This window comes from Nonomuraea sp. NPDC003709 (genome assembly GCF_040610775.1).
GTDB classification, from domain to species: Bacteria; Actinomycetota; Actinomycetes; order Streptosporangiales; family Streptosporangiaceae; genus Nonomuraea; species Nonomuraea angiospora_A.
Map to the genome: position 1 here is coordinate 113360 of NZ_JBEXMW010000019.1, position 25063 is coordinate 138422.

Here is a 25063-nt window from a genome sequence, read left to right on the forward strand (position 1 = left end):
GATGGCCACGTTCGGACCCGGATACTTCCAGGCTCTTCCCATCTTCGGCGTCGGGGTCGGGGTCAACCCGTCCGACCTGCACGCCGACTACCTGGCGGACTCGCCGGGACGGATCGACTACTTCGAGATCACCGCCCCGTCGGCCCGTCACCTGGGCGGGCCGACCGGCTACGCGGAGATCAGGCATCGCCGCAACGCCAGGAGCAAGGGATTCGTCGCCATGAAGATCCCGCAGGTGGCCGGCGAGAAACGGGTGCTGGTACACAGCACGAACATCAATCCCGTCTATCCCGACCCGCCGACGGCCGAGGACCTGGCCGAGCTCGCCGAGCTGGTCGAGGTGACCCGTACCCCGTGGATCACCGAGGACCTCGGGGTCTGGCTCATGTCCGAGCGGCACGTGTACCCGCACTTCATGCCGTTCCCGCTGACCGACGCGACCCTCGTGGTCACGGCCGGCAACGTCCGCGAGGTGCAGGAGCGGCTCGGCGTCCCCTTCAACGCGGAGTTCCCGCCGACCACGCTGGTCGCCGGCGACATGCACGCCTTCGACTTCTTCGCCGAGCTGACCCGGGAGACGGGCTGCGGCATGTGCTTCGACGTGGGGCACGTGCTGAGCTACCAGATCGCCCGGGGCGCCGCGCCCACGAGCGACTTCCACCGGCTGCCGTGGCCGTACATCACCGAGATCCACGTCGCGGGCGGCGGCATCGACCTGCGCGAGGACGGCTACCACTACGACGACACGCACGGCGACCAGCCCATCATCTCGGTCTGCCTGGACATGCTCGACGAGGTCGTCCGCAACGCCCCCAACCTGCGGGCGATCACTCTGGAGGTGTTCGGCGCGAAGATCCCGGCCCGCGCCCTGGCCAGGATCGCCGAGATCAGGGCCAGGCCGGCGGTCGCCTCCTGGCTCGCCGGGACGCGGCCGGCGCCGCCGCCGCGCCCCTCGCGCGAGCAGGCACGTCTGAAGACCAAGAAGGCGACCGTGGGGATGTACGACCTGCTGCACGGCGGCTCCCCCGTCCGGCTCCCGGCCGCCGGCGAGGAGGTGCTGGAGGTGTTCGCGGTCGCCGAGCAGCGCAGGTGGGAGTACGAACGCCTGTCCCGGATCCAGCTGCACGGCCGCTTCGCCACCAGCTATTACCCCCTCGCGACCCGCTGGCTCATGCGCCGGACCGGCCTGGACCGGGGCGCGTTCTACGACCTGCTGGTCCCGCCGCTGCTCCAGGACAGGTCGCGGGAGCTGTGGGAGAAGGCCAGGGCGGCCTACGAGGACCTCGTCGCGCAGGACCCCGGCGACGCCGTCGGGCCCGAGCTCGTCCGCGTCGAGAGCTGGATGAACCTCTGCGCGTCCGGGGCGGCCGCCCCGGACACGATCGACGTCGGGGTCGACCTGACCTATCTCAGCGACGCCTTCCGCGGCGGCTCCCTCGACCCGCAGCGGGCGCTGCTGCCGGCCCGGGTTACGGTGCGGCACCTGGGCGAGTGCCGGTTCGCCTTCGTCGCCGGGCCCGCGTGCACGGCCGACGGGCCAACCGACGGAGCGGAGGCCGATCTGGCCGATCTCAACTACCACACCCTCGTCGAGCCGGGGACGGCGACCTGCTGCACGGGCCAGTGAGGCGCACGCGGCCGGTCAGGTGTTCCTGCGGATGATCTCCGGCGTCGGCGGGTGCGCCTCGGCCTCGATCAGCTGCCGCTCCTGCGCCCCGATCAGCCCCAGACGGTGGAGCAGGGTGCCCGCCGCGCGCCTGCACTCCTGGGCGGGCCCCGACTCGCCCAGGTCGTCGTGGCAGCGGCCCAGCCCCCACCAGTGCTCGGCCTCGTCGTACGTGCCGGACCGGCCGGCGTCGTCGTCGGCCCGCAGCGCCTCCTGGAACAGGCGGACCGCCAGGTCGGGCCGGCCCGCGAGCCGCCGGGCCTCGGCCAGGTTGCCCAGCAGGCAGCCGAGGCCGAAGGGGCTGTCGGTCTCGCGGTGGATGGCGATGGACTCGCTGTGGGCCTGAACGGCCTCGGCGAAGCGGCCGGCCTTCTGGTAGGTCAGGCCCAGGTTGCTGAGCGTGATCCCCTCGTTGAACCGGTCGCCCTGCTTGCGGTCGAGCGCCAGCGCCTGCAGGTAGCAGTCGATGGACTCGTCATAGCGGCCGAGCAGGCCGTAGGCGCCGGCCAGCCGGTCCAGCTGCGAGGACTCCCCGCGCGGATGCCGAAGGCGGCGGTAGGCGGCCAGGGAGTCCCGCAGCCGCGCGATGGCGTCGCTCAACTGGCCCAGCTGGGACTGCACGTCGCCCAGGTCTCCCTGGACGACCGCGAACTGCAGTGGGTCGCCGGTGCGCCCGGCGGCGTCGGCCGCCAGTTCCTCCAGCGTGTACTGGTCCTTCCACAACCGTTCGTACCCCAGGGGGAGGTAGAGCGCCGCGGCCAGGCCGACCGCCAGCGACGGGCCGTCCTCGAGCTCGCCGATCGCCTGGCGCAGGACCACGGGGAAGTTCGCGGTCTCCGCCTTGATCCAGGTCTGGATCTGCTGGTGGCTGTCCAGGCCGGCCCCCGGCACGGCCAGGTCCTGCGGCCCGATGCCGGTCCGCCATGCGGCGTCCGGATTGACCCGGACGCACACGGTCCGGGCCGTCGCGAGGTACCAGTGCAGCACGTTCCGCAGGGCCGTGGCGCGCCGGCCGGCGTCGTCCTCCTCGTGCGCGCGCTCGTAGGCGAACTGGCGGAGCAGGTCGTGCATGCGGTAGCGGTGGGGGGCGTGGTTCTCCACCATATGGAGGTCGACGAGATAGTCCAGGACATCCTCCGCCTGCCGTTCGGGGATGCCGGCCAGGGCGGCGGCGACCCCCACGCCGACGTCGGCGTTGGCGAGCAGGCCCAGGAGCCGGAAGAGGCGGGCGTGGCCGGCGTCGAGCTCGTCGTAGCCGACGGCGAAGCTGGCGCGCAGCGCCCGGTCGCCGACGTGGAGTTCGGCCAGCCGGTGCCGGTCCGTCGCCAGCCGGTCGGCCAGGGCGCGAACGCTCCAGGTGGCCCGGGCGTTGAGTCGGGCGGCGGCGATGCAGACCGCCAGGGGCAGGTGATCGCACTGGCGGACGACCGCCTCCGCGGCCGCGGTCTCGGCCCGGACGCGGTCACGGCCGACCAGGCGCGCGAAGAGCTCCAGGGAGTCCTCTTCGGGCAGGAGCTCCAGGCGCAGGTGCGTGGCGCCGTCCAGTTCGGTGAGCACCTTGCGGCTCGTGAGCAGTACCGCGCCGGCGCCGTGGCCGGGCAGCAGGTGGCGGATCTGGGCGGCGTCCAGCGCGTTGTCCAGGACGATCAGCAGGCGTTTGCCCGCGGTCAGCGACCGTAGCTGGCCCGCGGCCTCCTCGACCTCGGCCGGGACCGCCTCGTCGTCCGTCCCCAGCGAGCGCAGGAGCCGGGCCAGCGCCGCGGACGTCTCGACGGGCCTGGTGTTGGGGGTGGATCCGTGCAGGTTGAGGTACAGCTGCCCGTCGGGGTAGCGGGCGGCCAGACGGTGGGCCACGTGGATCGCCAGCGCCGACTTCCCGACCCCGCCGCCGCCCGAGATCGACACGACGACCGGGCTCTCCTGGCGTGCCGCTCCGAGCAACGCGCACAGGTGCTCGATCTCTGGTCTGCGCCCCGTGAACGTCGCCACGTCCATCGGCAGCTCGGCGGCCACCGGCCGGGCCCGCTCTGGTGGGGCCTGCTCTGGTGGGGCCTGCTCTGGTGGGGTCTGTGCCGCGGGCTCGGGGGCGGGCCGATGCTCGCGCAGCAGCTCCGCGTGCGTGGCGCGGAGCTCGTCGGAGGGGTCGACGCCGAGTTCGTCGGCCAGCCTGCGCCGGATCTCCTCGAAGCAGCGCAACGCCTCGGCTCTGCGGCCGGTGGCGCCGAGCAGCCTGATCAGCCGGGTCTGGAGCGGCTCCTCGTACGGCATGTCCGCGGCGACCTCCCGCACGTGCGGCAGGGCCGCCTCCGGCCGGCTGGTGTGCAGCGCCAGGTCGGCGGCCCTGGCCGCGCAGCCGGCCCGGGCGGTCTGCAGCCGGCGGATCCCCGCGTGCGCGCGGACCTCCTCCGGGGCTCCTTCCAGTACGAGCCCGCGCCACTGCCCGAGCGCCCGCAACAGCAGGTCGAGCCCGAGCGCGGGGTCGGGCTCGCGAGCGGCGGCGCGGTAGCGGCCGAGGAAGCGGGCCGCGTCCACATGGCGCGCGTCCAGGTCGAGGACGTAGCCGCCGGACCTGGTGTACTTGACCGCCTCGGTCATCCCCGTGTGGTCGCGCAACCACGATCGCAGCCGCGACACGCTGGTGCGCAGAGCCCGCAGGCTGACCTCGGAGGTGCCCCAGACGTGGCTCAGGAGCTGGCCTTCGGCGACCGGCTCCCCCCTTGACAGCAGCAGCACGGCCAGGAGCCAGCGGACGTGCTGGCCGGGAAGCGGGACCTCTCGGCGGGACAGGCTGATCTCCATTGGGCCCAGGATCCGGAAGTCGGGGGAGGGGCCATCGTCGTCGGCGGGCATCCAACCTCCACCCGAGGCGCTGTCCGGCAGGAATTCCGATATCGGGCGTATGGCTTCACCATGACACAGATCAAGATCTGCTCCAAACCGGGTGCCCCCGCAGGTCGGCCCGCCGCGACCGGGCCAGGGGTCAGATGCGGCGCTGCAGGAGCATGCCGGGCCACTCCCCCACGGTGAAGGGGGCGATGCGGGTGAAGCCGCAGCTTTCGTAGTAGGCGACCAGGCGGCCGTCGTCGCCGGCGTAGCAGTCGACGCGCACCAGGCCGACGCCGCGTTCGGCGGCTTCGGTGGTGGCCCGGTCGAGCAGGGCGCGGCCGATGCCGTGGCCGTGGTAGCGGCGGTCGGTGACCAGGGCCTGGATGTAGAGCTCGGGTTCGGTGGCGGGGGTGACGTAGTCGTGGGCGCCGCCGACGACGAGGCAGCCGGCGGGGTGGTCGTCGACTTCGGCGATGCGCATGCCGCCGAGTTCGAGCCAGCCGGTGACCTGGCGGGTGCGGCGTGGGTTGCCGGTGAAGGGGCTGCTGCCCCATTGGCCGGTGCGTCCTTGGGCGGTGAGCCAGGCGACGGCGCTGTCGAACATGCTCAAGACGACGGGGACGTCGCCGTTGCGGCCGTCGCGGATGCGCGGGAGGGTGCTGGGGTGGGTCATGTCAGGCCTTGCTGCTCTTCAGGGCGCTGCCCTTCTTCCACTCCTTGAACGGCAGTTGCCAAAAGCCCCAGCCGTTGTTCCATTCGAGTTCGCGGGTGGTGCCGGTGATGTCGACGACGTCGCCGCGCTGGAAGTTGTCGTAGAACCATCGGGCCTGGTCGGGGCGGGCGTTGAGGCAGCCGTGGCTGACGTTGCGGACGCCTTGGGCCCAGACGTTGTCCTTGGCGTGGACGTATTCGCCGGAGTTGGAGATGCGGACGGCGTGGTCGATCATGACGTCGTAGTAGCCGGGGTCGCCCTTTTTGCGGCCTGGGGAGATCATGCGGACGGGGCTGCCACGTTCCATGGTGAGGTGGACGCCGGAGGTGGTGGTGTATTCGCGGGTGGTGGCCATACCGGCGCTGATACGCATGGTTTGGACGCGTTTGCCGTCTTTGTAGACGTACATCATGTGCTTTTTGGTGTCGACCTTGCTGATCTGCCGGGCGCCGATCTTGAGGGTGGCGGAGTAGTCCTTGACCCCGTACAGGCCGTCGCCGCCCTTGATGCCGGTGATGCGGGCATTGAGGGTGACCTTCTGGTGGGCGGGCCAGTATTTGGCGGTGCGGTAGATGGCGACGGTGTCGTTGATCCAGCGCCAGGCGCCGGTGACGGGCTTTTCGGCCTCGACTTCCAGGGCGCGTTCGATGGTGGCCTTGCTGGTGACGGGCTGGTTGAAGGTGACGATGATGGGGGCGCCGACGCCGATGGTCTCGCCCTTGGTGTGGGGGGTCACGTCGGCGATCTGCAGGGCGCGTTCGGGTTTGGCGGTGGTGAACGTGCTGGTGGCCGTGGTGGCGCCGGCGGTGGCGTTGACGGTGTAGTCGGTGGAGGGCTTGAGCGCCGTCTTGGAGACCCACTTGGTCTTGTCGGCGTTGTACTTGCCCTCGACCTGTTCGCCCGAGGCCTCGACGGTGACGTTGTCGAGGACGCCGCCGTCGGAGGTGACGACGACCTTCTTTTCGGGGCTGACCTTGCCGCTGCCCTCGGCGGGGCTGATCTTGACGGTGGGGGCCTGGGGGGTGGCGGACGTGGTGACTTCGGGCGCGCCCGCTCCCCCGCTGCCGCCACCGGGGGTGGTGCCCGATGAACACGAGGCCGTCAGTGTGGCTGCGGTGAGCAGCGCGACTGCGGTGGCGGGCTTCCTCCAAGCGGGCGTAACGTTCAACACTGTCCTTTCCCCCACGGCACCAAACGCACCTCAAAAACCTTAATGCTGCTGCATGTAAGACGAGGAATCATTTGGGAGAGTTCGGTCACATTTCAATCACTTGTGCCTGGGAAAGGGACCCGTCAAAGGCGGTGGGTCAGGCCGGTGTGCCGCCGTCCGGCGCCCTTGGTGCGGACGGCCTGGGCCAGGGCGCGGCGGGAGCCGACGATGACGACGAGTTTCTTGGCCCTGGTGATGGCGGTGTAGAGGAGGTTGCGCTGCAGCATCATCCAGGCGCTGGTGGCCAGCGGGACGACGACGGCCGGGTATTCGCTGCCCTGGGAGCGGTGGATGGAGACGGCGTAGGCGTGGGCGAGCTCGTCGAGTTCGTCGAAGGCGTAGTCGACGGCCTCGTCCTCGTCGGTGACGACGGTGAGCTTGTGCTCGTCGGGCCGGATGTCGGTGACGATGCCGACGGTGCCGTTGAACACCCCGGCGGCGCCTTTGTCGTAGTTGTTGCGCAGCTGGGTGATTTTGTCGCCGACGCGGAAGACGCGGCCGCCGTAGCGGCGTTCGGGCATGCCTTCGCGGGCGGGGGTGAGGGCTTCCTGCAGGGCGGTGTTGAGGGCGCCTGCGCCGGCGGCGCCGCGGTGCATGGGGGCCAGGACCTGGATGTCGCGGCGCGGGTCGAGGCCGAAGCGGCGCGGGATGCGGCGGGCGACGACGTCGACGGTCAGGGCGGCGATGTCCTCGGCCTCCTCGCAGGGGAACAGGAAGAAGTCGTTCATGCCCTGGAGGATGGGGTGGTTGCCGGTGTTGACGCGGTGGGCGTTGACGACGACGCCGGACTCCTGGGCCTGGCGGAAGATCTGCGTCAGGCGTACGCGGGGGATGTCGTCGGCGGCGAGCAGGTCTTTGAGGACCTCGCCGGCCCCGACCGAGGGCAGCTGGTCGACGTCGCCGACGAACAGCAGGTGGGCGCCCGGCGCGACGGCCTTGACGAGTTTGTTGGCCAGCAGCAGGTCGAGCATGGAGGCTTCGTCGACGACGACGAGGTCGGCGTCCAGGGGGTTGTCGCGGTCGAAGGTGGCCTCGCCGCCGGGGCGCAGCTGCAGCAGCCGGTGGACGGTGGTGGCCTCGTGGCCGGTCAGCTCGGCCAGGCGTTTGGCGGCGCGGCCGGTGGGGGCGGCCAGGATGACCTTGGCGCGTTTGGCGCGGGCCAGCAGGACGATGGAGCGTACGGTGAAGCTCTTGCCGCAGCCGGGCCCGCCGGTCAGGACGGCGACCTTCTCCGTCAGGGCCAGGCGGACGGCCTGGCGCTGCTCGGCGGCCAGGTCGGCGCCGGTCTGACCGTGCAGCCAGGTCTCGGCGCGTTCCCAGTCGACGTCGGCGAAGGCCTTGAGCCGGTCGTGGCCGGAGCGCAGGAGGGAGAGCAGGCCGGAGGCCAGGGAGTTCTCGGCGCGGTGGAAGGGCGGCAGGTAGACGGCCGGTACGACGTTGTCGCCGGCCGGGATGGGTTCGCGTACGGCGCCTTCGGCTTCGATGAGGTCTTCGAGGCAGGTGGTGACGAGGTCGGCGGGCACTTCGAGGATCTTGACGGCGTCGGCGGCGAGGTTGGGGGCGGGCAGGTAGCAGTGGCCGTCGTCGGCGGCCTGGGACAGGGTGTAGCGCAGGCCGGCTTTGACGCGTTCGGGGCTGTCGTGGGGGATGCCGACGGCCTGGGCGATGGTGTCGGCGGTCTTGAAGCCGATCCCCCACACGTCGTCGGCCAGCTGGTACGGGCGGGTCTTGACGACGGAGATGGACGATTCGCCGTACTGCTTGAAGATGCGCACCGCGATCGAGGTGGACACGCCGACGCCCTGCAGGAAGATCATCACCTCTTTGATGATCTTCTGCTCCTCCCAGGCGGCGGCGATCATCTTGGTCCGCTTGGGTCCCAGGCCCGGGACTTCGACCAGGCGCTGCGGCTGCTGTTCGATGACCTCGAGGGTGTCGGTGCCGAAGTGGTCGACGATGCGCTCGGCCATCTTGGGGCCGATGCCCTTGATCAGGCCGGAGCCGAGGTAGCGGCGGATGCCCTGGACGGTGGCGGGCAGGACGGTGGTGTAGGAGCGCACCTCGAACTGGCGGCCGTAGCGGGGGTGGGAGCTCCAGCGGCCGAGCAGCCGCAGGGACTCGCCGACCTGGGCGCCGAGCAGCGGGCCGACGACGGTGAGCAGATCGGAGCCGGAGCGTTCGGTGGCGACGCGGGCGATGGTGTAGCCGGTCTCCTCGTTGGCGTAAGTGATACGTTCCAGCACGGCGGAAAGCTCTACAACGCCGACGCTAGACGCACCTTCGCTCACCGTTCAACCCCTCGCGCCGCACCCACTTCCGCGCCCAGAGTAGAGGAATAGCCGGACATGGGCGCCTCGCGGGAAGCGCTGTGCGCCCGGACGGCGCACGATTTGTGATGTGAGATGGTGTTGATCGTGAGAACCCGTGACGAGGCGTTTGCTGCCGCCGGGCGAGTCCTCGCCGAGACGTCCTGGCAGCTCGCCCGAGACCTAAGCCTGGCCACCGCGACGGTCGCTCGCGCCTTCCGCGAGCTCGAGCGTGACGGCGTCATCGAGACCCGCGGGCGGCACGGCACCTACGTCTGCGAGGCTTCCGATTCCGCCCCCGCCGTGGACGCCGAGCAGCGCCTGGCCGAGGCGGCGCAGGCGTTCGCCGTCCAGGCGCGGCAGCTCGGCGTCGACGCCGCCCGTGCGTTGCAGCAGGCCAAGCTGGCCCTGGAGGCGGTCACGGGCCGCTGAAGGATCATTGATCCCGGCTTGCCTCCGTGTTGTGGTCGCCGGGTGTTCCCGTTCAAATCCTTGACGAGGCGGCATACCCTCGTGCTCGGTGGCGGGCCGGCCCTGGGAGCCTGGCGCGGCCCGCTCCGCCGTCCACGTGCCCTGGCCGACTACTGCGCGGAGATCGTTCGCAGGTACCGCGAGCGGGGCCGCCTGGTCGGAGAGGCACAGCCGAAAGCCAGGACCGACACGATCACGAACCGCAATCGTGATCTCCCACTCCGCTACCTGGCGGCTGGGGACACGTTCGGGAGCGGAGGGCCTCTTCGCCTGGCTTATCTCACCGTCACGAACACATTCGTCGCAGTGCGACCGCTGCCCGTGGGCGCTTCTGACCTTGTCGCCGGGCAAGGTCCTGCACCGGCTATGGCTCCTCATCCGACCGGACACCGCCAGGATAAGTGGATCTCCACTGCGGACGGTCCTGGACGCGCCACAACCGATACCGTACGGATTCAGCCGACGAATCCCAGGCGGATGACATTAGTCGACGGGATGCCAAGAAGGCGCATCAGCCCAGGACTGTGCCCGAGTTCTCGGTGCCGCGGGGACGCTTGCGGGAGAACGCCGAAAGGTCTATGGCCAGGCCGGTGTGCTCGCCGACGAATCGTACCGGCCGTTCGTCGTGATCTACGCCGTTCTCGGTCTGTTCGATGATCGCGGCGAGGAACTTGCCGACGACCGGCGCGTTCTTGAACTGGTTGCCGCTCGTCCCCATGGCGACGTAGAACCCGTCCAGCTCCGTACGGTCGTAAATCGGCGTCCAGCCGTCGGCGACGTCGTAGACTCCCACGACTCCGCGAGCCCGATTCGGTATCTCCAACGCCGGTAGCCGTCGCGCAGCCCTCGTCACCTGGGCCTCGAACACCGCCGTCGTCGGATGCGCGGTGACGGCATCCGGGTCGTCCACCCACTGCAGCGGGTCGCATTCCGGTTCCGTACCACCCACCAGCAGTCCCCCGCCGGCCTCACCGCGCAAGTAGATACCCAGGTCCATGTCCGCGACGCAGATCCCGGCGCGGTTGTCGGCGCCGAAACCCACGGGGGCCGCGACGTGCGCGACCTCCTGCCGTAACGGCCGGCATCCCACGGTGAAGTCGGATCCGACCGAGGCCAGCTCGTTGATGCGGGTCGACCATGGGCCTGCGGCGTTGACCACCACGCCGCAGGGGATCGTGCTCCCGTCCGCGAGTGTCACCGCGGTGACCCGGCCATGAGCCCGCTCGATCCCGCGCACCGACGTATGGAACCGGAACTCGGCACCGTGTGCCCGCGCGGCGGCGGCCAGATTCTGCGCCGCCAGTTGCGGATCGTTCACGAACCCCGCATCAGGTGTGTACACGGCACCCAGCGTGGTTTCGGTCTCGGCCCAGAAGTCGTCGTCGTCGATACGTTTCGGTGGCCAGTACCTGCCGACGTCGATACCCGGGATCCGCTCCGACAGGTCCGCACTCGTCCACTCCTCGAACGGGATACCCGCGTTCTGGAACAACGGCAGGTACACCGACCGAGGAGCCACGTCCACGTCCAGCATCGCCATCCCGCACTGTACGTACCGAGCCAACGGCCCGACGTCGCGGCCAAGGTGCTCCGCCCACGACTTCCAGCCGAAGTGCGCCTCCCAGGCGGTGGCGACGCCCGCGGCGGTGGAGAAGTTGAACCGCACCACCGCGCTGGACGCACTCGTGGAGCCGTGGCCGGCGCCCCCGGCCTTGTCGACCACCGTCACCTGCCAGCCACGGCGGGCGAGTTCCAAGGCGACCGACGCGCCGATCACCCCCGACCCGATCACCACGACGTCCGTGCGCTTACCGGGCACGGCAGGTCCTGAGATAACTGAGGAACGAGGCCTGCAGCCCAGTCACGTGCGTTTCGTGCATGAGTGCGCTGGTGACGGATCCGTTGCGTGAGGTGAGGCGGTGAAGGAACGTGGCCGCGTTCTTCGCGAGATTCTGGTAGACCGCCACGTCTCCGAGGATCTCTCGGTCGTTGAAGGTCACGTGAAGCTTGGTAGCAGGCAGGGTGTCACCCATTGCTTGAAGACGAGCGAAGACCTGACTGTCTGCATCGACAATGCCGGGGCTGCCCGCGCCGATGCTCTCGAAGAAGGTGCTATTGGTGAGCCAGGCGTAGAGACTGAAGAGTCCGCCGTAGGAATAGCCGAAGAGGCCGTGACCGCTCGGGGCTGTGCCGTAGTCGCGTTCGATCCGCGGGTGTAGGTCGTCGGTAAGGAAGTTCAGGAACATATCCCCGCGGCTGTGGCTCAATTCAGCGAGGTAGGCGTCGGCTTGCTCGCGAGTCATCGTGCCCGCTTCGACCCCCATCTCCACCGCATCGATGTACTCCTTCGCGATGGGTTCGCCGGGGGGCACGAGGTCGCGGTTGCGCAACCGCTCCCAGTGCTCTGCCTCCTCGCCTGCGTAACCCACGCTGACTTGGACGTAGGGCTGAATCGACTGCATGGGGTCCAGTTGCGTGACGATGAGTGGGGCGGTCATGCCCACAGCCCAATTGCCGTCGAGCACGTACACGACAGGCGCTTGCGCCGCGGCAGGGTCGTAGCGCGGTGGCGTGGTGACCCAGACGCCGTAGTCGTACCCACCGCTGGAACGCAACTCGAAGTAGTCGGTGTCGGCGAGGCAGCCCTGCCACATGGTGCTCATCTGAGGTCCTTTACGATTTGGCCAGCCTGGATCACGAGGACGGCGTTGGTGGGGTTGGAGAACAGTTCTGGGTCTTCGAGCGGGTTGCCGTTCCAAAGAACAAGGTCTGCCTGCGCGCCGGGAGTGATGACACCCACCTGGCCGGCCAGGCCGAGGATCTCGGCGTTGGTCTGGGTCGCCGCCACGAGCGCTTCCATCGGTGTCTCGAGGGCTGCGCGGAGGCTGAGTTCTTTGCCGCGACGGTCCTGAGCCGGACCGATGAGATCGGAACCCAGCCCGATCCGCACTCCGGCCTCCTTGGCGGCAGCGAGCGCCTCGGTCATCCGCTCACGGACACCCAGCACACGATCGCGGACCGACTCGCCGAGGCCGGCTTCCGCGGGGTCGTGCAGCAGTCGCTCGACGACGGCGAACGTGGGCACAAGGGCGACCCCGCGCGTGGCCATCAAGGTGGCCGTGGGCTCATCGAGGTCGGTGCCGTGCTCGACACAGCGCGCCCCGGCCTCGACCGCGTTCCGAATGCCCTCATTGTTGTGGGCGTGAACCGTCACGTAAGTGCCCCGTGCCGCGGCTTCCTGCACGGCGACGGCGATCTCCTCCACGGTGAACTGGGTGTCGGTCAGCCGGTCGTGAGCGCCGACCACTCCCCCGGTCACACAGAGCTTCAGAAAGGAGGCTCCGCGGCGGAAGGCCTCACGTACGTTGCCTCGCAGCTCGTCCGCGTTGCCCGACATCATGGACAGGGCACACAGACCCGGAAGGTGATGGCCGCTCCACAACTCGGTGGGTTCCCAGTCGGCTCCGTAGTAGCCGTGCCCACCGATCTGGCACTGCACAGGTCCGCACGACAGGACGCGCGGTCCCCTGACCTTGCCCTTCGCGATCGTGGTGACGACGCCGCCGTCGATCCCGCCGGTGTCCCGGACGGTCGTGAAGCCGGCGTCGAGCGCTGCGCCGGCCGTGGCGAAGATGTCCGCCGCGATCTCGGCCGCACTGATCTGGAACGAGAACTGCGGCTGGATCGGGCTCGACAGGCCCAGGTGAACGTGCGCGTCGATCAGGCCGGGCGTCATCGTCAATCCCCCGGCGTCGAGCCGCTCGCCGGGTTCGTCACCGGAGGCCCCGAGCTGGGTGATCCACCCGTCTTCGACGGTGACGTCGACGTCTAAGGGGTCGCGCCCCGTCCCGTCGGCGACCGCCGCGCCGACCACCTGCAAACGTCCCACGAGTCGTTCCCTCCGCCGTCGCGAGCTGACTGCGACCATGTACGAAGCAACACGGCGCCGCCAGCAATCTTTTCCAATGGATAAACTCTAGGAGTGATCCTGTCAACCACGGAACGCAAAGGCGACGCACGCGAGCGCCTCCTGGCCCGGCTCCTCGACGCCTTCGACGGGGCCCTTCCCTCACCGGAGATGTCGCTCCGCGAGATCGCCACCCGGACCGAGACCAGCCACGCCCTCCTGCGATACCACTTCGGGTCACTCCCGGGCGTCCTGGCGGCCATGCTCAAGGCACAGCGATCTCGTGACAACGAGGCCCTTTTCGCAGCCGCCCAGCAGGGCACCTTCACCGACCTCGTCGTGGCGATCTGGCGGACCTACACCCGCCCGGAGCAGTTGTCGCGTGTCCGCGGCTTCTTCCACGTCGCAGGACTGGCCGCGTACAGGCCGGAGGACTTCCGCGAGTTCATCGACTCGCTCGACGACCTGACCAAAATGCTGGCCTCACTCGCGGAACGCGAAGGGCACGACACCGGGGAAGCGCTGGCCATGGCTACCGTCGCCGTTGCCGCGATCCGCGGCCTGCTCTTACAGGAAGTCCTGACTCCAGGAGTCCACTCGGAGGACGCCGTCGACTTGATCCTGCGCATGCTCCCCGGCAACGCGGCCGGTGTTCACTCAGGCGATGGAGTACGCCCGCACCCTCAAGCAGGCCGTCCCGCACCGGCGCGTGATCGTCATGGTGCATGAGATGAAGCGAACTTCGATCTGGGCACCAAAGAAGGCCGGTTCATGTTCGCGGTCCTGGCGGCGGCCGCGGAATACGAACCGGAGCTGCGAGCCGAGCGCCAGTCCGAGGGCATGACCGCCGCCAAGCGCCGCGAGGCCACCGGTGCCACGCTGCCCGGCAAGAAGAGACCGGCCGGCCGCGCGTGATCGGCTTCGCCGAGCTGGCCACCCTACGCCGTCTGGTCGGCGACGGTGTCTCGATCACCGAGGCTGCCCGTACCCTCACTATCGGCCGCTCCACCGCCTACACGGTACCGGTGGAGCGCTGACCAGCAGTTATCCCCCCGCATCCCGCTTCTGTCCATTGAGAGGTCAGGTCGGCGGCCGCCTTGCGGGCCGTGCCGACCATCTTGGCCAAGATGAGCACGCCGGGCCGGATCACCTCGGCCGCCATCAGATACTCGCGCGCCAGGTTGAACAGCAGCGTCGGCGAGTCGTGCTCCGTCGCCCGGTCCAGCAAGAACTGCTCCAGCTCCTTGGCGCCGACCTTGTCGAGGCTGCTCCCACCCTCCCCGGCGACCCCCGGCTTAGGCTGCCTCCAACTTCACCTCACCGCTACGACGGCAAAGCGACGGCGGTCTTTCACCTCCGTCCCAACAGAACAGCGCCTCGTGGCGCACTGGCGGGTTTTGAAGATCCGCTCGTAGTGGGCGATCGCCTCCCCGCGTGCCGTACCGGAGGTCTTCAGGGCTTCGGCGTTCATGCGCACGGATCTTACGAGTCGCCACCCCCCGATTGCCGGACCGAGCCATTAACCGCACTCCACGTCAAAGCGCGGCGCCGGGGTCGCGGCGGGTGATGTGCAGGTGTGTGGCGGCGCTGGTGCTGGCCTGTTCGACGCACCGGAAGCCGTCGAGGCCGCCGTCCAGGTCCTCGAACAGGCGTTCCCCGCCGCCGATGAAGATCGGGGCGATGACGAGGTACATCTCGTCGATCAGTCCGGCCCGCAGGAACTGCCTGATGGTGGCCGCCCCTCCGGCCAGCAGGACGTCCTTGCCGTCGGCGGCGTCGAAGGCGAGCTTCAGAGCGGCTTCGGGGCCTTGGTCGACGAAGTGGAAGGTGGTGCCGCCTTCCAGGCTGAAGCTGGGCCTGAGGTGGTGGGTCATCACGAAGACGTCGTTGTGGTACGGCGGGTTGGGGCCCCACCATCCCGTCCACGAGTGGTCCGGCCACTCGCCCCGCACCGGGCCGAACATGTTGCGGCCCATGACGGTGGCGCCGATGCCTTGCTCGGCCAGCAGGATGCGGTCGTTGTCCAGACCTTCCGTACCGCCGTCGAGTCCTTGCGCGGCCCGCACGGTACGGGTGGCGAACATCCAGTCGTGCATGCCCTCTACGCCGTCGCCGAACGGGGCGTCCAGGCGCTGGTTCGGGCCGGCGGCGTAGCCGTCCAGCGAGATCGTGAAGTTGTGTACGCGCAGCTTGGGCATGGCGGTCCTTCGTCCTCGGTGTCCTGCGGTAACTGATGTGTCCGGCGGACACAGTGGTATAAGCTAGACACAGTTACGCAGAGAACGCAACCCCGCCTCAGCGAGAGCAGGACCCGACATGTCGAGTTCCCCGATGCCGAACGCTTCCCGGCTTCTGTGGTCGCAGCCCCGCAGTCCAGGCAGGCGACCCCCGCTGTCCCTGGAGAAGATCGCACGGACCGCGATCGACATCGCCGACGCCGAGGGCCTGGACGCGGTCTCCATGCAGCGCATCGCCGCCGACCTCGGGTTCACCAAGATGTCGCTGTATCGCCACGTCGGCAACAAGGCGGAACTGCTCGCGGTCATGATCGACATGGCGGTGGGCGAGCCGCCTGCCGTCTCGGCGGTCTCCGGCGGCTGGCGCCCGCGCATGGAGCACCTTCTGCAAGCTCTGACCGAGACATGGTCTCGTCATCCCTGGCTCCCCGGAGCCACCATGGGCGAACGGCCGATGGGACCCAACGAAGCGGCCTGGACCGACCGGGCGGTCCAAGCGTTGTCCGGCACTGGCCTCGGCGGCGACGAACGGCTGGCGGCCGCCTTCATCCTGTTCGGCCACATCCGCAACACCCAATCCATGACCACGGCGGGAACCCAGCCCTGGGCCTCCGGCGGACACTTCGACGCCACCCTGACCGAACTGCTGCACAGCAGGCGCGACGACTTCCCCGCACTCGCCGAAGCGATCTCCGGCGGCGCGGACGCCTTGACCGACAACGGCAGGCGCTTCGGCCTCGACCGCATCCTCGACGGCCTGGCCGCCCTCATCGCGCAACGGACATGACCCCGCGGACCTGCCGCCGGACGCGTGGATCACCGCTGCGGCCGACGACGGCGGCTTGACACCCGCCGGCTCGATCCGAAGGTTGGAGACGTACCTGACAGAGGTCAGCGGCCCTTCAGATGGGTCTCGACGATCGTGTCGACCAGGTTCTCCAGCGGCGGCCACAGGACCGTCGGGCGGGCGGTGCGCAGCGCGAGCACCCCGTGCAGCGCCCCCACAGGCACAGCGTGGCCAGGTACGGGTCGCGGGTGGAGGACACGCCGGCCTCGGCGCACGCGCTCAGCACCCGGTGCACCGCCATGATCGCGGGCAGCCCTGGGCGCTCGCTCGCGGTGATCTGCCGGTCGGGCGCGGTCGTCGTGCCGGGGACGGTGAACATCACCTGGTAGGCGTCCGGATGGTCGGCCGCGAACTGACAGTAGGCGCGGGCCAGAGCGTGCAGCTGCTCCGACGAATCGGAGTGTTCGGCGATCGCCTCCTCCAGGTATTTGGCCAGGTCGGCGAAGTGTTGCGCGTACACGGCCAGCACCAGCGCCCGTTTGTCCGGGAAGTGGAGGTAGATGCTGGTCGCGGCGATGCCCACCTCGCGGGCGACCGCGCACAGGAACAGGGACTCCGCATCTCCACCTCAACCGCGGTGTAGGAGGACTCCAGCTCCGACAGCCGGCCGTGGTCGCGGGGCAGCGGCTTCCACGCATCAGAGGTGATCTCCCGCAGCCGCTGCATGCCGATCCGCTCACGCAGCATCCCGCCCACCTCATCGTCCGGGATCGACGGGTCGGCCAGCACCGGCAGGATCAACTCCATCACCAGTTGCCGGGCCTCGCCCTTCTTGGCCCGCTCGACCAGCGCCTCATCCGTCTTGGACTTCGCCCGCGACTCCCGCGCCGACACCGCCTGATCGAACAGGGCCACCACCTCATCGAGCTGGTCGACCGCGGCCTGGGCCACAAACGCCAGCAGGATCGGGAACTTACGCTCCTTGCGCCGCTCCAGCCCCTGGTTGGTCGAGCGGCGCGCGACCTGCGCCAGGAACCGACGGCGCTCGTTCGGCAGCACCGACACATCCATCTGGTGCGCGTCGATCGCGCGCAGCCAGGTCAGCTCGTCGATCGCGGTCTTCACCGACGTCGCCGAGGCGTCCCGGGCCGGGCTGACCAGCCACTCCAGCGGGTCATCCCCAGCCCAGCATCCGTTCCAGGTCAGCGCGGACCTCAGCTGTCAGCAGGTGCCCCACCAGCTGCGAGGTCAGATCGGCGGCCGACTTGCGGGCTGTGCCGACCATCTTGGCCAAGATGAGCACGCCGGGCCGGATCACCTTGGCCGCCATCAGATACTCGCGCGCCAGGTTGAACAGCAGCGTCGGCGAATCGTGCTCCATCGCCCGGTCCAGCAGGAACTGCTCCAGCTCCTTCATCGCCTGGCTGCCCGCCGGGGCCGTCTGCCACTCCAGATACTTGGCGACCAGGCCCAGATGATCCGAGCGGGTCTGATCGCGCTTGCCGTACAGCCGCAGCGCCGCCAGCGCCACGCCCAGCCGCTCCGCGACCCGGGCCACGGCCGCCGGCGGCGCCGAGGCCACATCATCGGGCACGAACCCGAGCCACGGCAGCGTACAGAGCTGGACCAGCATGCCCAGCCGATCGACAGGGCCCCGCCCACCGGGACTCACGAACGCCACGTCGGCCGCCGTCGGCGTGAAATACCTGATCAACTCATCGCCGGTGATCTCCGGGTACGAGCGCAGCTGCTCCAGCTGCTCCTCGGAGAACATCTTCTCGGACAACACGCCACCTCTACCTGCCGTACCGGACGAAACCGGAACGAACGTAGCGGCAGTGATCACCAACCCGTCAAACGCGGTCGTTAGTGCACGTCAGGCGTTACTTCGTTGGAAATTTCTTCATTGCTACCGGGACCCCCTGCATGGGCCCGGAATCCCCAAAGGTGCATCGAGCCGCGTTTCTGAACCCCGCTTGCGGCAGACCAGCGAGGTACGACGCAGGAGACCGGGGGAAGGGCGCCGTCCGCGAAGCGGCCATGGTGACGGGGCAGCGCCCCTATGCCATGGTGACGGCATGTCCGAAGATCAGATCCCCACGCCGGTCCCGCTTCCCCCGCCCCTGCGCCTACTGACTGAACAGGAGGATATCCACGTCGGGAATGCCCTCGTCGGCAAAGCCCAAGAGTATTCCGTGGATTGGTTTGTGGCCCAACAGCTCGTCTACGGCGCTCTGGGCGCTCTGGGCCTGTTCCCGCTGCCGGGGGCAATGGATCCCCCCGGCGAGCACTGCAGTGCGCTGAAACTGGCGTGGGACACCAAGAAGCACCCGGACAGCGAGTATCTCGGGCAGTGGGTCCGGTGCAGCGAAGCTGCCGGCCACGGCAGCACCGACCACCGCGCTTCCGGAGTAGCCGATTGGTCTGACGGCGAGCCCGGCACTGTGCCCGACACCAGGACAGCCTGACGGCCTCACGACGCGCTGCGCCGCTCAGGGCCCGGACGGCGGTCCGTCGGCCGGGCCCTGAGCGAGGTACCGGCAGCACTGCGCCCACTGACGGCCGATGCGGGGCCGCTGCGGGGCCGATGCCCCCTGCTCCTCGCCGGAGAGGCAGGCTCCGGGATGGCCAGGGGCGCGAACCAGGCTGCAGGCCGTGGTGGGTTCCGTCTGGGCCCGCGGCTCGGAGCCGTCCGGCTGGGTGTCCAGGACGTACAGCACGTCCGAGACGCGCCAGCCCGCGTTCAGGACTGCTGCGTGGCCGGTTGCGCCCACGCTGGGATATCGGTCATCGTGTCCACCTCTCGCTGTAGCTGATGGGGCCGCCGAGCCGGGTCTGGTTCGCCCGCTCGTACGCGTCGCGGCGGGCGTGCTGCTCGGCCACCAGCGCCGCGTGTTCGGCAGCGCGCTGCCGGATCGGCCACGGGGTGACGAGTTGCCCGTCCGGGGTGATCCACGCGGACAGTCGGTGCCGTATCCAGCTCGGCAGCCAGCGGGGGTCATGGGTGTGAAGCGACGGAGTGCCGTCCGGCCGGTGGTCGAGGGTGTGCTGGATGTCGCTGATGGTCGCGCCGAGCTCGAACGCGGGCCGCAGCACGCTGCCCAGGTGCCGCGCGGAGAGGCGGCGGAAGAGCGCCGAGCACGCGCATGGCCTGGATGAACCCCGGCCGGTACAGGTCATTCGTGTACCGATGGCCGAGCTCGAAGTGCTTCGCGGGGCAGGTCGCCGCACCGATCGCACGCCACCCGACGCGCCGCGTTCCCACCCGGTACGCACGGACCATGCCCGTCGACCACCGGCCGGTGCCCGCGGAGGCGGCACGACAGCATCAGCCGGGGCACGTTGTGATACCAGAAGCCGCGGTGAACGAGCATGCCGCGCCGGCGGCCGTCCCGCTCGAGTGCCACCACATGAAAGGGCCCTTCCGGAAGGAGGCCGAGCGCGTCGTCGGTGTCAGCAGGGGTGACCAAGAGGTTGATCGGCGTGGACCCATGGCTTGCATGGCTGGAATGGTGGGCGCATGAGCGATCCCAAGTCGCCGCTGCCACCGCCAAGCCGCGAGGATGTGGCTGCTCGATGGCGAGCGCTGGCAGCAGGTGACGTGACCCGTGAGGCCGTGCATGCCTGGGCGGCTCCGTGGGTGGAGGGTGAGGGGGCATCCGCCTACTGCCCTCCCTTGGTCCTCACGGCTCTGCAGTACCTGCATGGGTTCGATCTTTGTCGTGATCCAAGTCGTCCCGGCGTCGTGTGGCACGGAACGGCGGGCGAAGGCGAGTGGCTTCATTCACTCGACGACATCTGTGATGGACTCGCCCGCTGGCAGGAGAAGTGCGAGCTCTACGATGCGGATCCGCAGGGTTGGATGCAGGCGGTACGTCAGCGGGCGAGGGCTCTTGTCCAAGGCGGCAAGGGGCCTTTCGGTGCCGGTGAGGGCATGTGAAAGGCCCCTGGGCAGGTGCTTCATGGACGGTGCTCACTTCGCCACCGCCTCGGCCTCGTCGCGGAAGTCGGACTCGTGCGCGGCCTCGCCCTGCGCGAACGCCTGGCCGAGCCTGTAGGCCGGCGACCGGTTCAGCGCGGACTGCTCCTTGTCGTACCGGCGGGTGGTGCGCGGGTCCGCGTGGCCGAGGAGGTCCTGCACGACGTGGAGCTCCACGCCCTCGCTGAGCAGGTATGTGGCAACCGCGTGCCGCAGCGAATGCGGGGAGATCGCATCCCAGTGCGGGACCCCGGCCTTGCGAGCGATCTCGCGGATCTTCCTGAAGATCGCGGGCTGGTCGAGCGGCCTACCGGTGTCCGTGCGGAACAGCGGGCCCTCGTCGCCGCCGCGCAGCGTGATGTACCGGTCGAGGGCGGCGCTCGCGTATGGCGGAACAGCCAGCCGCAGCGTCTTCCCGGCCGGGCCCTTCACGGGCAGGTCGATCACCCGGTGGCCGGTGTCCCACCCGAGGGACGACAGGCGGGACTCGATGACACCGCCGACCCGGCAGGCTGTCACAACGACCAGGCACAGCATCGCGTACGCTCGGGCGCTGTCCCGGACCCTGGACGCAGCGGCCCGGCCATCCTCATGCGCGGCTGCGGTCTTGTCGGCCTCTGCCTTGGCCCAGGCGAGCATCCGGTCCATGTCGGCCTTCGCCAGGCCGCGCGTGGTCGACAGGGACGAGGGCTGCGCGCGCTCCATGTCGAGGAACGGGTTCCGGGCGGCGGCGCCGGCGCGCACGAGGTACCGGTACCACGACGATGCCGCGGAGATGCGCCGGGCGCGGGTCGAGGCGGCAAGGCCCGCGTCACGCAGGGCCGCGCCGTACAGGTCGGCCTCGATCGGCGCGATGTCCATAGGGTCGAGGCCGCGGGCCAGGATGTAGGCGAGCCAGAACGACAGGTCCTGGGAATAGCCGCGGCGCGTCTTCGGGGAGCTGCGCTTCTCGCTGGACAGCCATCCGGCCGTGGAGGTGAGCACGATGGGGTTCGTGCCGGAGGCTCGCATGAGCTCGGCCAGCTCGTACTCATCACTCGCGGGCGGGGCGCCTCGTACGGCTGGGCGAGACACGGTGATGGCGACCCCCTGTTCGTCGGGGGCCGAGTCGTGGCGTAAGGGGGAAACGGTCACAAAAACGATCTTACATGATAAGAGACATTGGCATGTAAGATCATTCGTCGCGAGGAGTCGTTCCAGAAAGCCACTGACTCGAACTCCAGCAAACCGCCACCAGATCCTCGCCGAAGCTTGAACGCAGGCGCCCGCGCGGCCGGCGGCGGAGCGGGGGTGGAACGGAAGCGCTGTGTCCAGCGTGCGCCCGGCGGTGCTGCAGCGGCGACTACTCCCGGCGGCGTAGTCCGGTCGGTCGCTGGTCCCGGGGCGGTAGCGGCAGATGACTTCGCTTGCAGGACGCCCCCGAGCAGCAGTTGAACGACGATTGCGGTCATGACGACCCCAGCCGATACATCCACCGGGCTCCCCACCCGCATCGCCGCCGCGCAGCCGGGTCCGAACCGTGACGACCCCTCCGGCTCAAAGGACTGAGCCGCGTTGACCAGTAGACAATCAGCAGGCCGAAGCGTGCCCGCCGAGCCGGGTGCCCGGCCGGGGCTCACCCTCGCCGCGGTGGCCGTCGTGCAGTTCATGGTGTCGTTGGATCTGTCGGTCGTGAACGTCGGGCTTCCGCAGATCGCCGCCGGCCTCGGATTCAGCGCGGTGGGCCTGACCTGGGTGATCCACGCCTACGCGCTCACCTTCGGCGGGCTGCTCCTGCTGGGTGGCAAGGCCGCCGACCGCTACGGCCGCAAGCCGGTCCTGCTGCTCGGGCTCGCCCTGTTCGGCCTGGCCTCGCTCGCCGGCGGCTTCGCCCAGGAACCCGGTCAGCTGGTCGCCGCCCGGGCCGCGCAGGGCATCGGGGCCGCCGCCCTGGCTCCGGCCGCGCTGGCGCTGCTGACCACGACGTTCCCCGCGGGCAAGGAACGCGTGCGCGCCTTCGGGATCTGGAGCGCGACGAACGCCGCCGGAGGCGCGCTCGGCGTCCTGATCGGCGGCCTGCTGACCGAGTACGCCGGCTGGCGCTGGGTGATGTTCGTGAGCGTGCCCATGGCCGCCTGCGCGCTGGCGCTGACCTGGCGGGCCGTGGCCGCGGGGCCGCCTGCGGTGCGCGCCGCCCGTCCGGATGTGCTCGGCGCGGTCCTGGCCACGGCGGGCATGACCCTGCTGGTGTTCGGCATCGTCCGCACCGACCGGTACGCGTGGAGTTCGCCGGTCACCGTGGCGACGTTGGCGGTCGCGGCCGTGCTGCTGGCCGCGTTCATCCTCGTCGAGCGGACCACGGCCCGCGAACCGCTGATCCGGCTCGGCCTGTTCGCCAACCGCTCGGTCGCCGGCGCGAACGCCTACAACCTCCTGGTCGGGGCGGCCATGGCCGCGGCCTTCTACTTCGCGTCCCTGTACCTGCAACGCGTGCTCGGGACGGGGCCGGCCCTGACCGGGGTCGAGTTCCTGCCGTTCGCGCTCGGCGTGGTCGCCGGATCCGTACTGGCCGTCAAACTCGGCTACCGGCTCGCGCCACGTACCCTTCTGGTCATCGGCGGGCTGCTGACGGCGGCCGGGTTCGCCTGGTTCGGCCTGATCAGCCCGGACGGCGCCTTCGTCACCGACGTTCTGGGGCCCCCGATCGTCGCCGGCGTCGGCTTCGGGCTCTGCCTCGGACCGGTCGTCTCCACCGCGACCGTCGGCGTCGCGGCCCACGAGACCGGCACCGCCTCCGGCCTGCTCAACAGCTCACGCCAGATCGGCGCCTCACTCGGGCTGGCCGCCCTCGGCACCGTCGCGCACAACCGCACCGGCCGGGCTGTCACGCCCGAGACCCTCAACGACGGTTACGCGCTCGGCCTGAGCCTCGGCGCCGTCCTCCTGCTCGGCGCCGTCCTCATCGCCCTCACGGTCCTGCGCCGGACCAGCCCGCCCACACGGGCCGAGCAGCCCGATGACCGCGTTCCGCTCTCCGCCCGGGATTGACCGGCGATTCACCCACCGCAGAAAAGGGGCGTCTCGGCATGTCTGTGAACCCGATCGATCTCTTCGCGTCCTCCGTTCACCTGCGCCAAGGCGGCAAGATCCACGCCGGGAAGGCGACCATGGACGCCGACCAGGACGGCTGGCAGCTGACGGCCTTCCACGCCAAGACCGGCGCCGACGTCCACGCCGACCACTGGGAGGTCCATCCCGAGGCCGAGGAGGTCGTGTCGTGCCTCGTCGGGAAGATCCGCCTCTACCTGCGGCCGGAGCGGCCGGGGCAGCAGGAGGAGGAGATCAGGCTGACAGCCGGGACCGCCGCCATCGTCCCGCGCGGCCGATGGCACCGCATCGAGCTGGACATCCCCAGCAACATCATGGCCGTCACCCTGCCGCGGGGCAGCCGGCTGGAGAAGCGCACCGAAGCCTAGGCCAGGTCGGGGTGGCGAAGTCACCGAAGGTGGCGTCGGTGAAGGCGCTGTCCGCCGGCTCGGGCGCTGTGCTTCAGGTCTTGCGAGGCGAGGACCTTCGTCGGGCTCAACCAGCCCTGCGAGGGTTTGTGAAGCGCCCAGCCGTCCCCGAGGGTGACCGCGGCGTGCTGCGCGGCTCCATTGGCACCCCGCCAGACCAGGACGGTCCCCGGCTCGTCGTCATGCCCTCCCTTCACGGTGTGCTCCGCGAGCCAGTCCTCGAACAGCTCGCGGAGCATCCACCTCTCCTCCGCGCCCTCGGCGCCGCAGGCCGCCATCACCGTGCCGAAGCAGTTGGGGCCGCTCCGGGCGGGGAAGGTCCCGGCGAGGTGCCGCGCTCCGGGCAGCGCGCAGGCGATGGCGTCCCACGTGGCGGGGGCGACGTCGCCGTGCCGGCTGGGGCGGCGCCCCTTCTCGACGTACGCGACGACCGTCTCGACCTCACGCCCGGCGATCGAGCCGGGTCAGCGGTGCGCCGCGGGCTGGCTGCGCCTGACCGAGGCCGGCAGCCAGCGCGCGCCGGCCTCGGTCAGCCACACGAGCGCCGACGAACCCAGGCCGTAGAGGTAGAAGGTGTCCCTGACCTCGGGCGTGAGCCGGTCCCGGTCATCCTCGAGATCGAGGGAGCCGGCGAGATCGGACGGGATGACGAAGGGCTGCACCGGCGGCGCGAACCACCCGAGCCACCGTTGGAGCAGGTCGTCCGGCACCTCGATCCCCAGTACGAGCATGACGCCACCCTAAAACGGTCATGTGCTCATCACCGCCGCCCGCCGAACTCCCAGTCATGCACCTCGATGTCGGCATAGCGGTCCTGGGTCAGGACGGCGCGGGCCACGTCCGGGTCCGGCGCCCGGACCAGCAGCGCCGTACCCAGCCAGGTGGCGCCGTCGTCGGACAGCAGCGGCCCGTACGCGATCAGCTCGTCCCGGCCGGCCGGCGGGACGAGGTCGGCCGCCTGCCCGAAACCGAGGCCCAGCACCAGATACCGGTTGCCGCCCTCCCTGCCGCCGGGGAAATCCCACATGGTGCGGCCCAGCACGTTGCGCCATCGCCGCAACATCACATCCCGGTACACACCGGCCTGGTAGTTGGGCTCATCGAACACGAACGCCCGCGCGGTGGCCGGATCCGGCAGGTCGACGATATGCACGCTGCCGGTGGCCCGCTCGCTGCCGCGGCCGAAGGTCGGGCCACGGGCGATCATCTCCGCCGCGTACCGGTCCATGTAGGACCAATGCTCTTCCACCAGCTCGACGCGCAGCGCCGCGGTGTCGGACCGGTCACGGTGATAACAGAAGAATTCCATGCCGAGAGTACCTACCACGCTCCGCGCCGGTGGCTCCATTCCGGCAGGCGCGGCTACCGAGTTCGGGCGCCGGCATCTCGTTGACGGCGACCCGCCGCTACTGCCGCTCGCACCGGTCAGCGTTGTTCACCCTGGTGGAGTCGGACGACGTCCCGGTGA

Annotated in this window: 24 protein-coding genes and 2 pseudogenes; 9 read left to right on the forward strand and 17 right to left on the reverse strand. The window is 69.8% G+C overall.

The window, feature by feature from the left end:
• Window position 1: 1 nt before the first annotated feature.
• The gene (locus tag ABZX61_RS44185) at window positions 2–1627 is read left to right on the forward strand and encodes a DUF692 family multinuclear iron-containing protein (RefSeq protein WP_355203573.1); all 1626 of its coding nucleotides are present in this window, start codon (window positions 2–4) and stop codon (window positions 1625–1627) included.
• Between the two features lie 15 nt (window positions 1628–1642).
• Here the strand turns inward: ABZX61_RS44185 and ABZX61_RS44190 are convergent, their stop codons facing one another.
• From ABZX61_RS44190 to ABZX61_RS44205, 4 genes are all read right to left on the reverse strand, one after another.
• Window positions 1643–4516 carry a BTAD domain-containing putative transcriptional regulator gene (locus tag ABZX61_RS44190; protein ID WP_355203575.1) on the reverse strand — a complete coding sequence of 958 codons (2874 nt, stop codon included), beginning with the start codon at window positions 4514–4516 and terminating at the stop codon, window positions 1643–1645.
• 130 nt (window positions 4517–4646) lie between these two features.
• Entirely contained in the window at window positions 4647–5165 is a 519-nt protein-coding gene (locus tag ABZX61_RS44195) for a GNAT family N-acetyltransferase (RefSeq protein WP_355203578.1), read from the reverse strand.
• 1 nt (window position 5166) lies between these two features.
• Window positions 5167–6375, reverse strand: coding sequence for an Ig-like domain-containing protein (locus ABZX61_RS44200; protein WP_355203581.1), 1209 nt, complete (start codon window positions 6373–6375; stop codon window positions 5167–5169).
• 122 nt (window positions 6376–6497) lie between these two features.
• Window positions 6498–8657 (reverse strand): ATP-dependent RecD-like DNA helicase, encoded by a 2160-nt coding sequence (locus ABZX61_RS44205; protein WP_355203584.1) that lies wholly within the window; start codon window positions 8655–8657, stop codon window positions 6498–6500.
• 171 nt (window positions 8658–8828) lie between these two features.
• Here ABZX61_RS44205 and ABZX61_RS44210 point away from each other — a divergent pair, with 171 nt between their 5' ends.
• Window positions 8829–9152, forward strand: a complete 324-nt coding sequence (locus tag ABZX61_RS44210; protein ID WP_355203587.1) for a GntR family transcriptional regulator — start codon at window positions 8829–8831, stop codon at window positions 9150–9152.
• 550 nt (window positions 9153–9702) lie between these two features.
• Here ABZX61_RS44210 and ABZX61_RS44215 read toward each other — a convergent pair.
• Genes ABZX61_RS44215 through ABZX61_RS44225 form a run of 3 tightly spaced genes read right to left on the reverse strand, consistent with a single transcriptional unit; the run spans window position 9703 to window position 13080 of the window.
• Window positions 9703–11010, reverse strand: coding sequence for an FAD-dependent oxidoreductase (locus ABZX61_RS44215; protein WP_355203590.1), 1308 nt, complete (start codon window positions 11008–11010; stop codon window positions 9703–9705).
• The gene (locus ABZX61_RS44220; RefSeq protein ID WP_355203593.1) at window positions 11000–11854 is read right to left on the reverse strand and encodes an alpha/beta hydrolase-fold protein; all 855 of its coding nucleotides are present in this window, start codon (window positions 11852–11854) and stop codon (window positions 11000–11002) included. Before ABZX61_RS44220 ends, ABZX61_RS44215 begins: the two co-directional genes overlap by 11 nt.
• On the reverse strand, window positions 11851–13080 hold the full coding sequence (locus tag ABZX61_RS44225) for an amidohydrolase family protein (protein WP_355203596.1): 1230 nt from the start codon (window positions 13078–13080) through the stop codon (window positions 11851–11853). Before ABZX61_RS44225 ends, ABZX61_RS44220 begins: the two co-directional genes overlap by 4 nt.
• Before the next feature lie 93 nt (window positions 13081–13173).
• Here ABZX61_RS44225 and ABZX61_RS44230 point away from each other — a divergent pair, with 93 nt between their 5' ends.
• Together ABZX61_RS44230 and ABZX61_RS44235 are read left to right on the forward strand one after the other, a co-directional pair.
• Window positions 13174–13827 carry a TetR/AcrR family transcriptional regulator gene (locus tag ABZX61_RS44230; protein WP_355203599.1) on the forward strand — a complete coding sequence of 218 codons (654 nt, stop codon included), beginning with the start codon at window positions 13174–13176 and terminating at the stop codon, window positions 13825–13827.
• 18 nt (window positions 13828–13845) lie between these two features.
• Window positions 13846–14013 carry a recombinase family protein gene (locus ABZX61_RS44235; RefSeq protein WP_355203980.1) on the forward strand — a complete coding sequence of 56 codons (168 nt, stop codon included), beginning with the start codon at window positions 13846–13848 and terminating at the stop codon, window positions 14011–14013.
• A gap of 97 nt (window positions 14014–14110) precedes the next feature.
• Here ABZX61_RS44235 and ABZX61_RS44240 read toward each other — a convergent pair.
• Window positions 14111–14347 (reverse strand): annotated as a pseudogene (locus ABZX61_RS44240) (DUF4158 domain-containing protein); the annotation flags it as partial.
• A 286-nt stretch (window positions 14348–14633) separates the two neighbouring features.
• A complete protein-coding gene (locus ABZX61_RS44245) occupies window positions 14634–15296 on the reverse strand; it encodes a dihydrofolate reductase family protein (RefSeq protein ID WP_355203601.1) in 663 nt (220 codons plus the stop codon).
• Between the two features lie 133 nt (window positions 15297–15429).
• On the opposite strand from ABZX61_RS44245, the gene ABZX61_RS44250 reads away from it, so the two are divergent.
• Window positions 15430–16122 carry a TetR/AcrR family transcriptional regulator gene (locus ABZX61_RS44250; protein WP_355203602.1) on the forward strand — a complete coding sequence of 231 codons (693 nt, stop codon included), beginning with the start codon at window positions 15430–15432 and terminating at the stop codon, window positions 16120–16122.
• A gap of 256 nt (window positions 16123–16378) precedes the next feature.
• On the opposite strand, the pseudogene ABZX61_RS44255 reads toward ABZX61_RS44250, so the two are convergent.
• Window positions 16379–16705 (reverse strand): annotated as a pseudogene (locus tag ABZX61_RS44255) (TetR/AcrR family transcriptional regulator); the annotation flags it as partial.
• A gap of 591 nt (window positions 16706–17296) precedes the next feature.
• Window positions 17297–17908 (reverse strand): DUF4158 domain-containing protein, encoded by a 612-nt coding sequence (locus ABZX61_RS44260; protein WP_355203605.1) that lies wholly within the window; start codon window positions 17906–17908, stop codon window positions 17297–17299.
• Window positions 17909–18200: 292 nt separating this feature from the next.
• Between ABZX61_RS44260 and ABZX61_RS44265 the strand changes: the two genes are divergently transcribed.
• Entirely contained in the window at window positions 18201–18590 is a 390-nt protein-coding gene (locus tag ABZX61_RS44265) for a hypothetical protein (protein ID WP_355203608.1), read from the forward strand.
• A 24-nt stretch (window positions 18591–18614) separates the two neighbouring features.
• Here ABZX61_RS44265 and ABZX61_RS44270 read toward each other — a convergent pair whose 3' ends face one another.
• Entirely contained in the window at window positions 18615–18896 is a 282-nt protein-coding gene (locus ABZX61_RS44270; RefSeq protein ID WP_355203611.1) for a hypothetical protein, read from the reverse strand.
• 13 nt (window positions 18897–18909) lie between these two features.
• Window positions 18910–19302, reverse strand: coding sequence for a hypothetical protein (locus ABZX61_RS44275; protein WP_355203614.1), 393 nt, complete (start codon window positions 19300–19302; stop codon window positions 18910–18912).
• Between the two features lie 340 nt (window positions 19303–19642).
• On the opposite strand from ABZX61_RS44275, the gene ABZX61_RS44280 reads away from it, so the two are divergent.
• The gene (locus ABZX61_RS44280) at window positions 19643–20062 is read left to right on the forward strand and encodes a hypothetical protein (protein ID WP_355203617.1); all 420 of its coding nucleotides are present in this window, start codon (window positions 19643–19645) and stop codon (window positions 20060–20062) included.
• 33 nt (window positions 20063–20095) lie between these two features.
• Here ABZX61_RS44280 and ABZX61_RS44285 read toward each other — a convergent pair whose 3' ends face one another.
• Complete coding sequence (locus ABZX61_RS44285) at window positions 20096–21235, reverse strand: tyrosine-type recombinase/integrase (RefSeq protein ID WP_355203620.1); 1140 nt, start codon at window positions 21233–21235, stop codon at window positions 20096–20098.
• Window positions 21236–21685: 450 nt separating this feature from the next.
• Between ABZX61_RS44285 and ABZX61_RS44290 the strand changes: the two genes are divergently transcribed.
• Window positions 21686–23128 (forward strand): MFS transporter, encoded by a 1443-nt coding sequence (locus ABZX61_RS44290; RefSeq protein WP_355203623.1) that lies wholly within the window; start codon window positions 21686–21688, stop codon window positions 23126–23128.
• A 38-nt stretch (window positions 23129–23166) separates the two neighbouring features.
• Window positions 23167–23556: a cupin gene (locus ABZX61_RS44295; RefSeq protein ID WP_350736276.1), complete on the forward strand. Its 390-nt coding sequence runs from the start codon at window positions 23167–23169 to the stop codon at window positions 23554–23556.
• A 20-nt stretch (window positions 23557–23576) separates the two neighbouring features.
• On the opposite strand, the gene ABZX61_RS44300 is transcribed toward ABZX61_RS44295, so the two are convergent.
• The 3 genes from ABZX61_RS44300 to ABZX61_RS44310 all read right to left on the reverse strand — a co-directional run bounded on the left by ABZX61_RS44300 (window position 23577) and on the right by ABZX61_RS44310 (window position 24904).
• Window positions 23577–23834: a hypothetical protein gene (locus ABZX61_RS44300; protein WP_355203626.1), complete on the reverse strand. Its 258-nt coding sequence runs from the start codon at window positions 23832–23834 to the stop codon at window positions 23577–23579.
• A gap of 225 nt (window positions 23835–24059) precedes the next feature.
• Complete coding sequence (locus ABZX61_RS44305; protein WP_355203628.1) at window positions 24060–24326, reverse strand: hypothetical protein; 267 nt, start codon at window positions 24324–24326, stop codon at window positions 24060–24062.
• A 29-nt stretch (window positions 24327–24355) separates the two neighbouring features.
• Window positions 24356–24904, reverse strand: a complete 549-nt coding sequence (locus ABZX61_RS44310) for a YciI family protein (RefSeq protein ID WP_355203630.1) — start codon at window positions 24902–24904, stop codon at window positions 24356–24358.
• Between the last annotated feature and the right edge of the window lie 159 nt (window positions 24905–25063).

What these genes read in the sequence shown, in the direction of transcription:
- ABZX61_RS44250 (WP_355203602.1), top strand. Translation starts at nt 15,430, where the DNA reads ATGCCGAACGCTTCCCGGCTTCTGTGGTCGCAGCCCCGCAGTCCAGGC.
- ABZX61_RS44310 (WP_355203630.1), bottom strand. Translation starts at nt 24,904, where the DNA reads ATGGAATTCTTCTGTTATCACCGTGACCGGTCCGACACCGCGGCGCTG.
- ABZX61_RS44220 (WP_355203593.1), bottom strand. Translation starts at nt 11,854, where the DNA reads ATGAGCACCATGTGGCAGGGCTGCCTCGCCGACACCGACTACTTCGAG.
- ABZX61_RS44195 (WP_355203578.1), bottom strand. Translation starts at nt 5,165, where the DNA reads ATGACCCACCCCAGCACCCTCCCGCGCATCCGCGACGGCCGCAACGGC.
- ABZX61_RS44245 (WP_355203601.1), bottom strand. Translation starts at nt 15,296, where the DNA reads ATGCCCAAGCTGCGCGTACACAACTTCACGATCTCGCTGGACGGCTAC.
- ABZX61_RS44185 (WP_355203573.1), top strand. Translation starts at nt 2, where the DNA reads ATGGCCACGTTCGGACCCGGATACTTCCAGGCTCTTCCCATCTTCGGC.
- ABZX61_RS44275 (WP_355203614.1), bottom strand. Translation starts at nt 19,302, where the DNA reads ATGACCTGTACCGGCCGGGGTTCATCCAGGCCATGCGCGTGCTCGGCG.
- ABZX61_RS44190 (WP_355203575.1), bottom strand. Translation starts at nt 4,516, where the DNA reads ATGCCCGCCGACGACGATGGCCCCTCCCCCGACTTCCGGATCCTGGGC.
- ABZX61_RS44295 (WP_350736276.1), top strand. Translation starts at nt 23,167, where the DNA reads ATGTCTGTGAACCCGATCGATCTCTTCGCGTCCTCCGTTCACCTGCGC.
- ABZX61_RS44265 (WP_355203608.1), top strand. Translation starts at nt 18,201, where the DNA reads ATGTCCGAAGATCAGATCCCCACGCCGGTCCCGCTTCCCCCGCCCCTG.
- ABZX61_RS44305 (WP_355203628.1), bottom strand. Translation starts at nt 24,326, where the DNA reads ATGCTCGTACTGGGGATCGAGGTGCCGGACGACCTGCTCCAACGGTGG.
- ABZX61_RS44280 (WP_355203617.1), top strand. Translation starts at nt 19,643, where the DNA reads ATGAGCGATCCCAAGTCGCCGCTGCCACCGCCAAGCCGCGAGGATGTG.
- ABZX61_RS44300 (WP_355203626.1), bottom strand. Translation starts at nt 23,834, where the DNA reads ATGCTCCGCGAGCTGTTCGAGGACTGGCTCGCGGAGCACACCGTGAAG.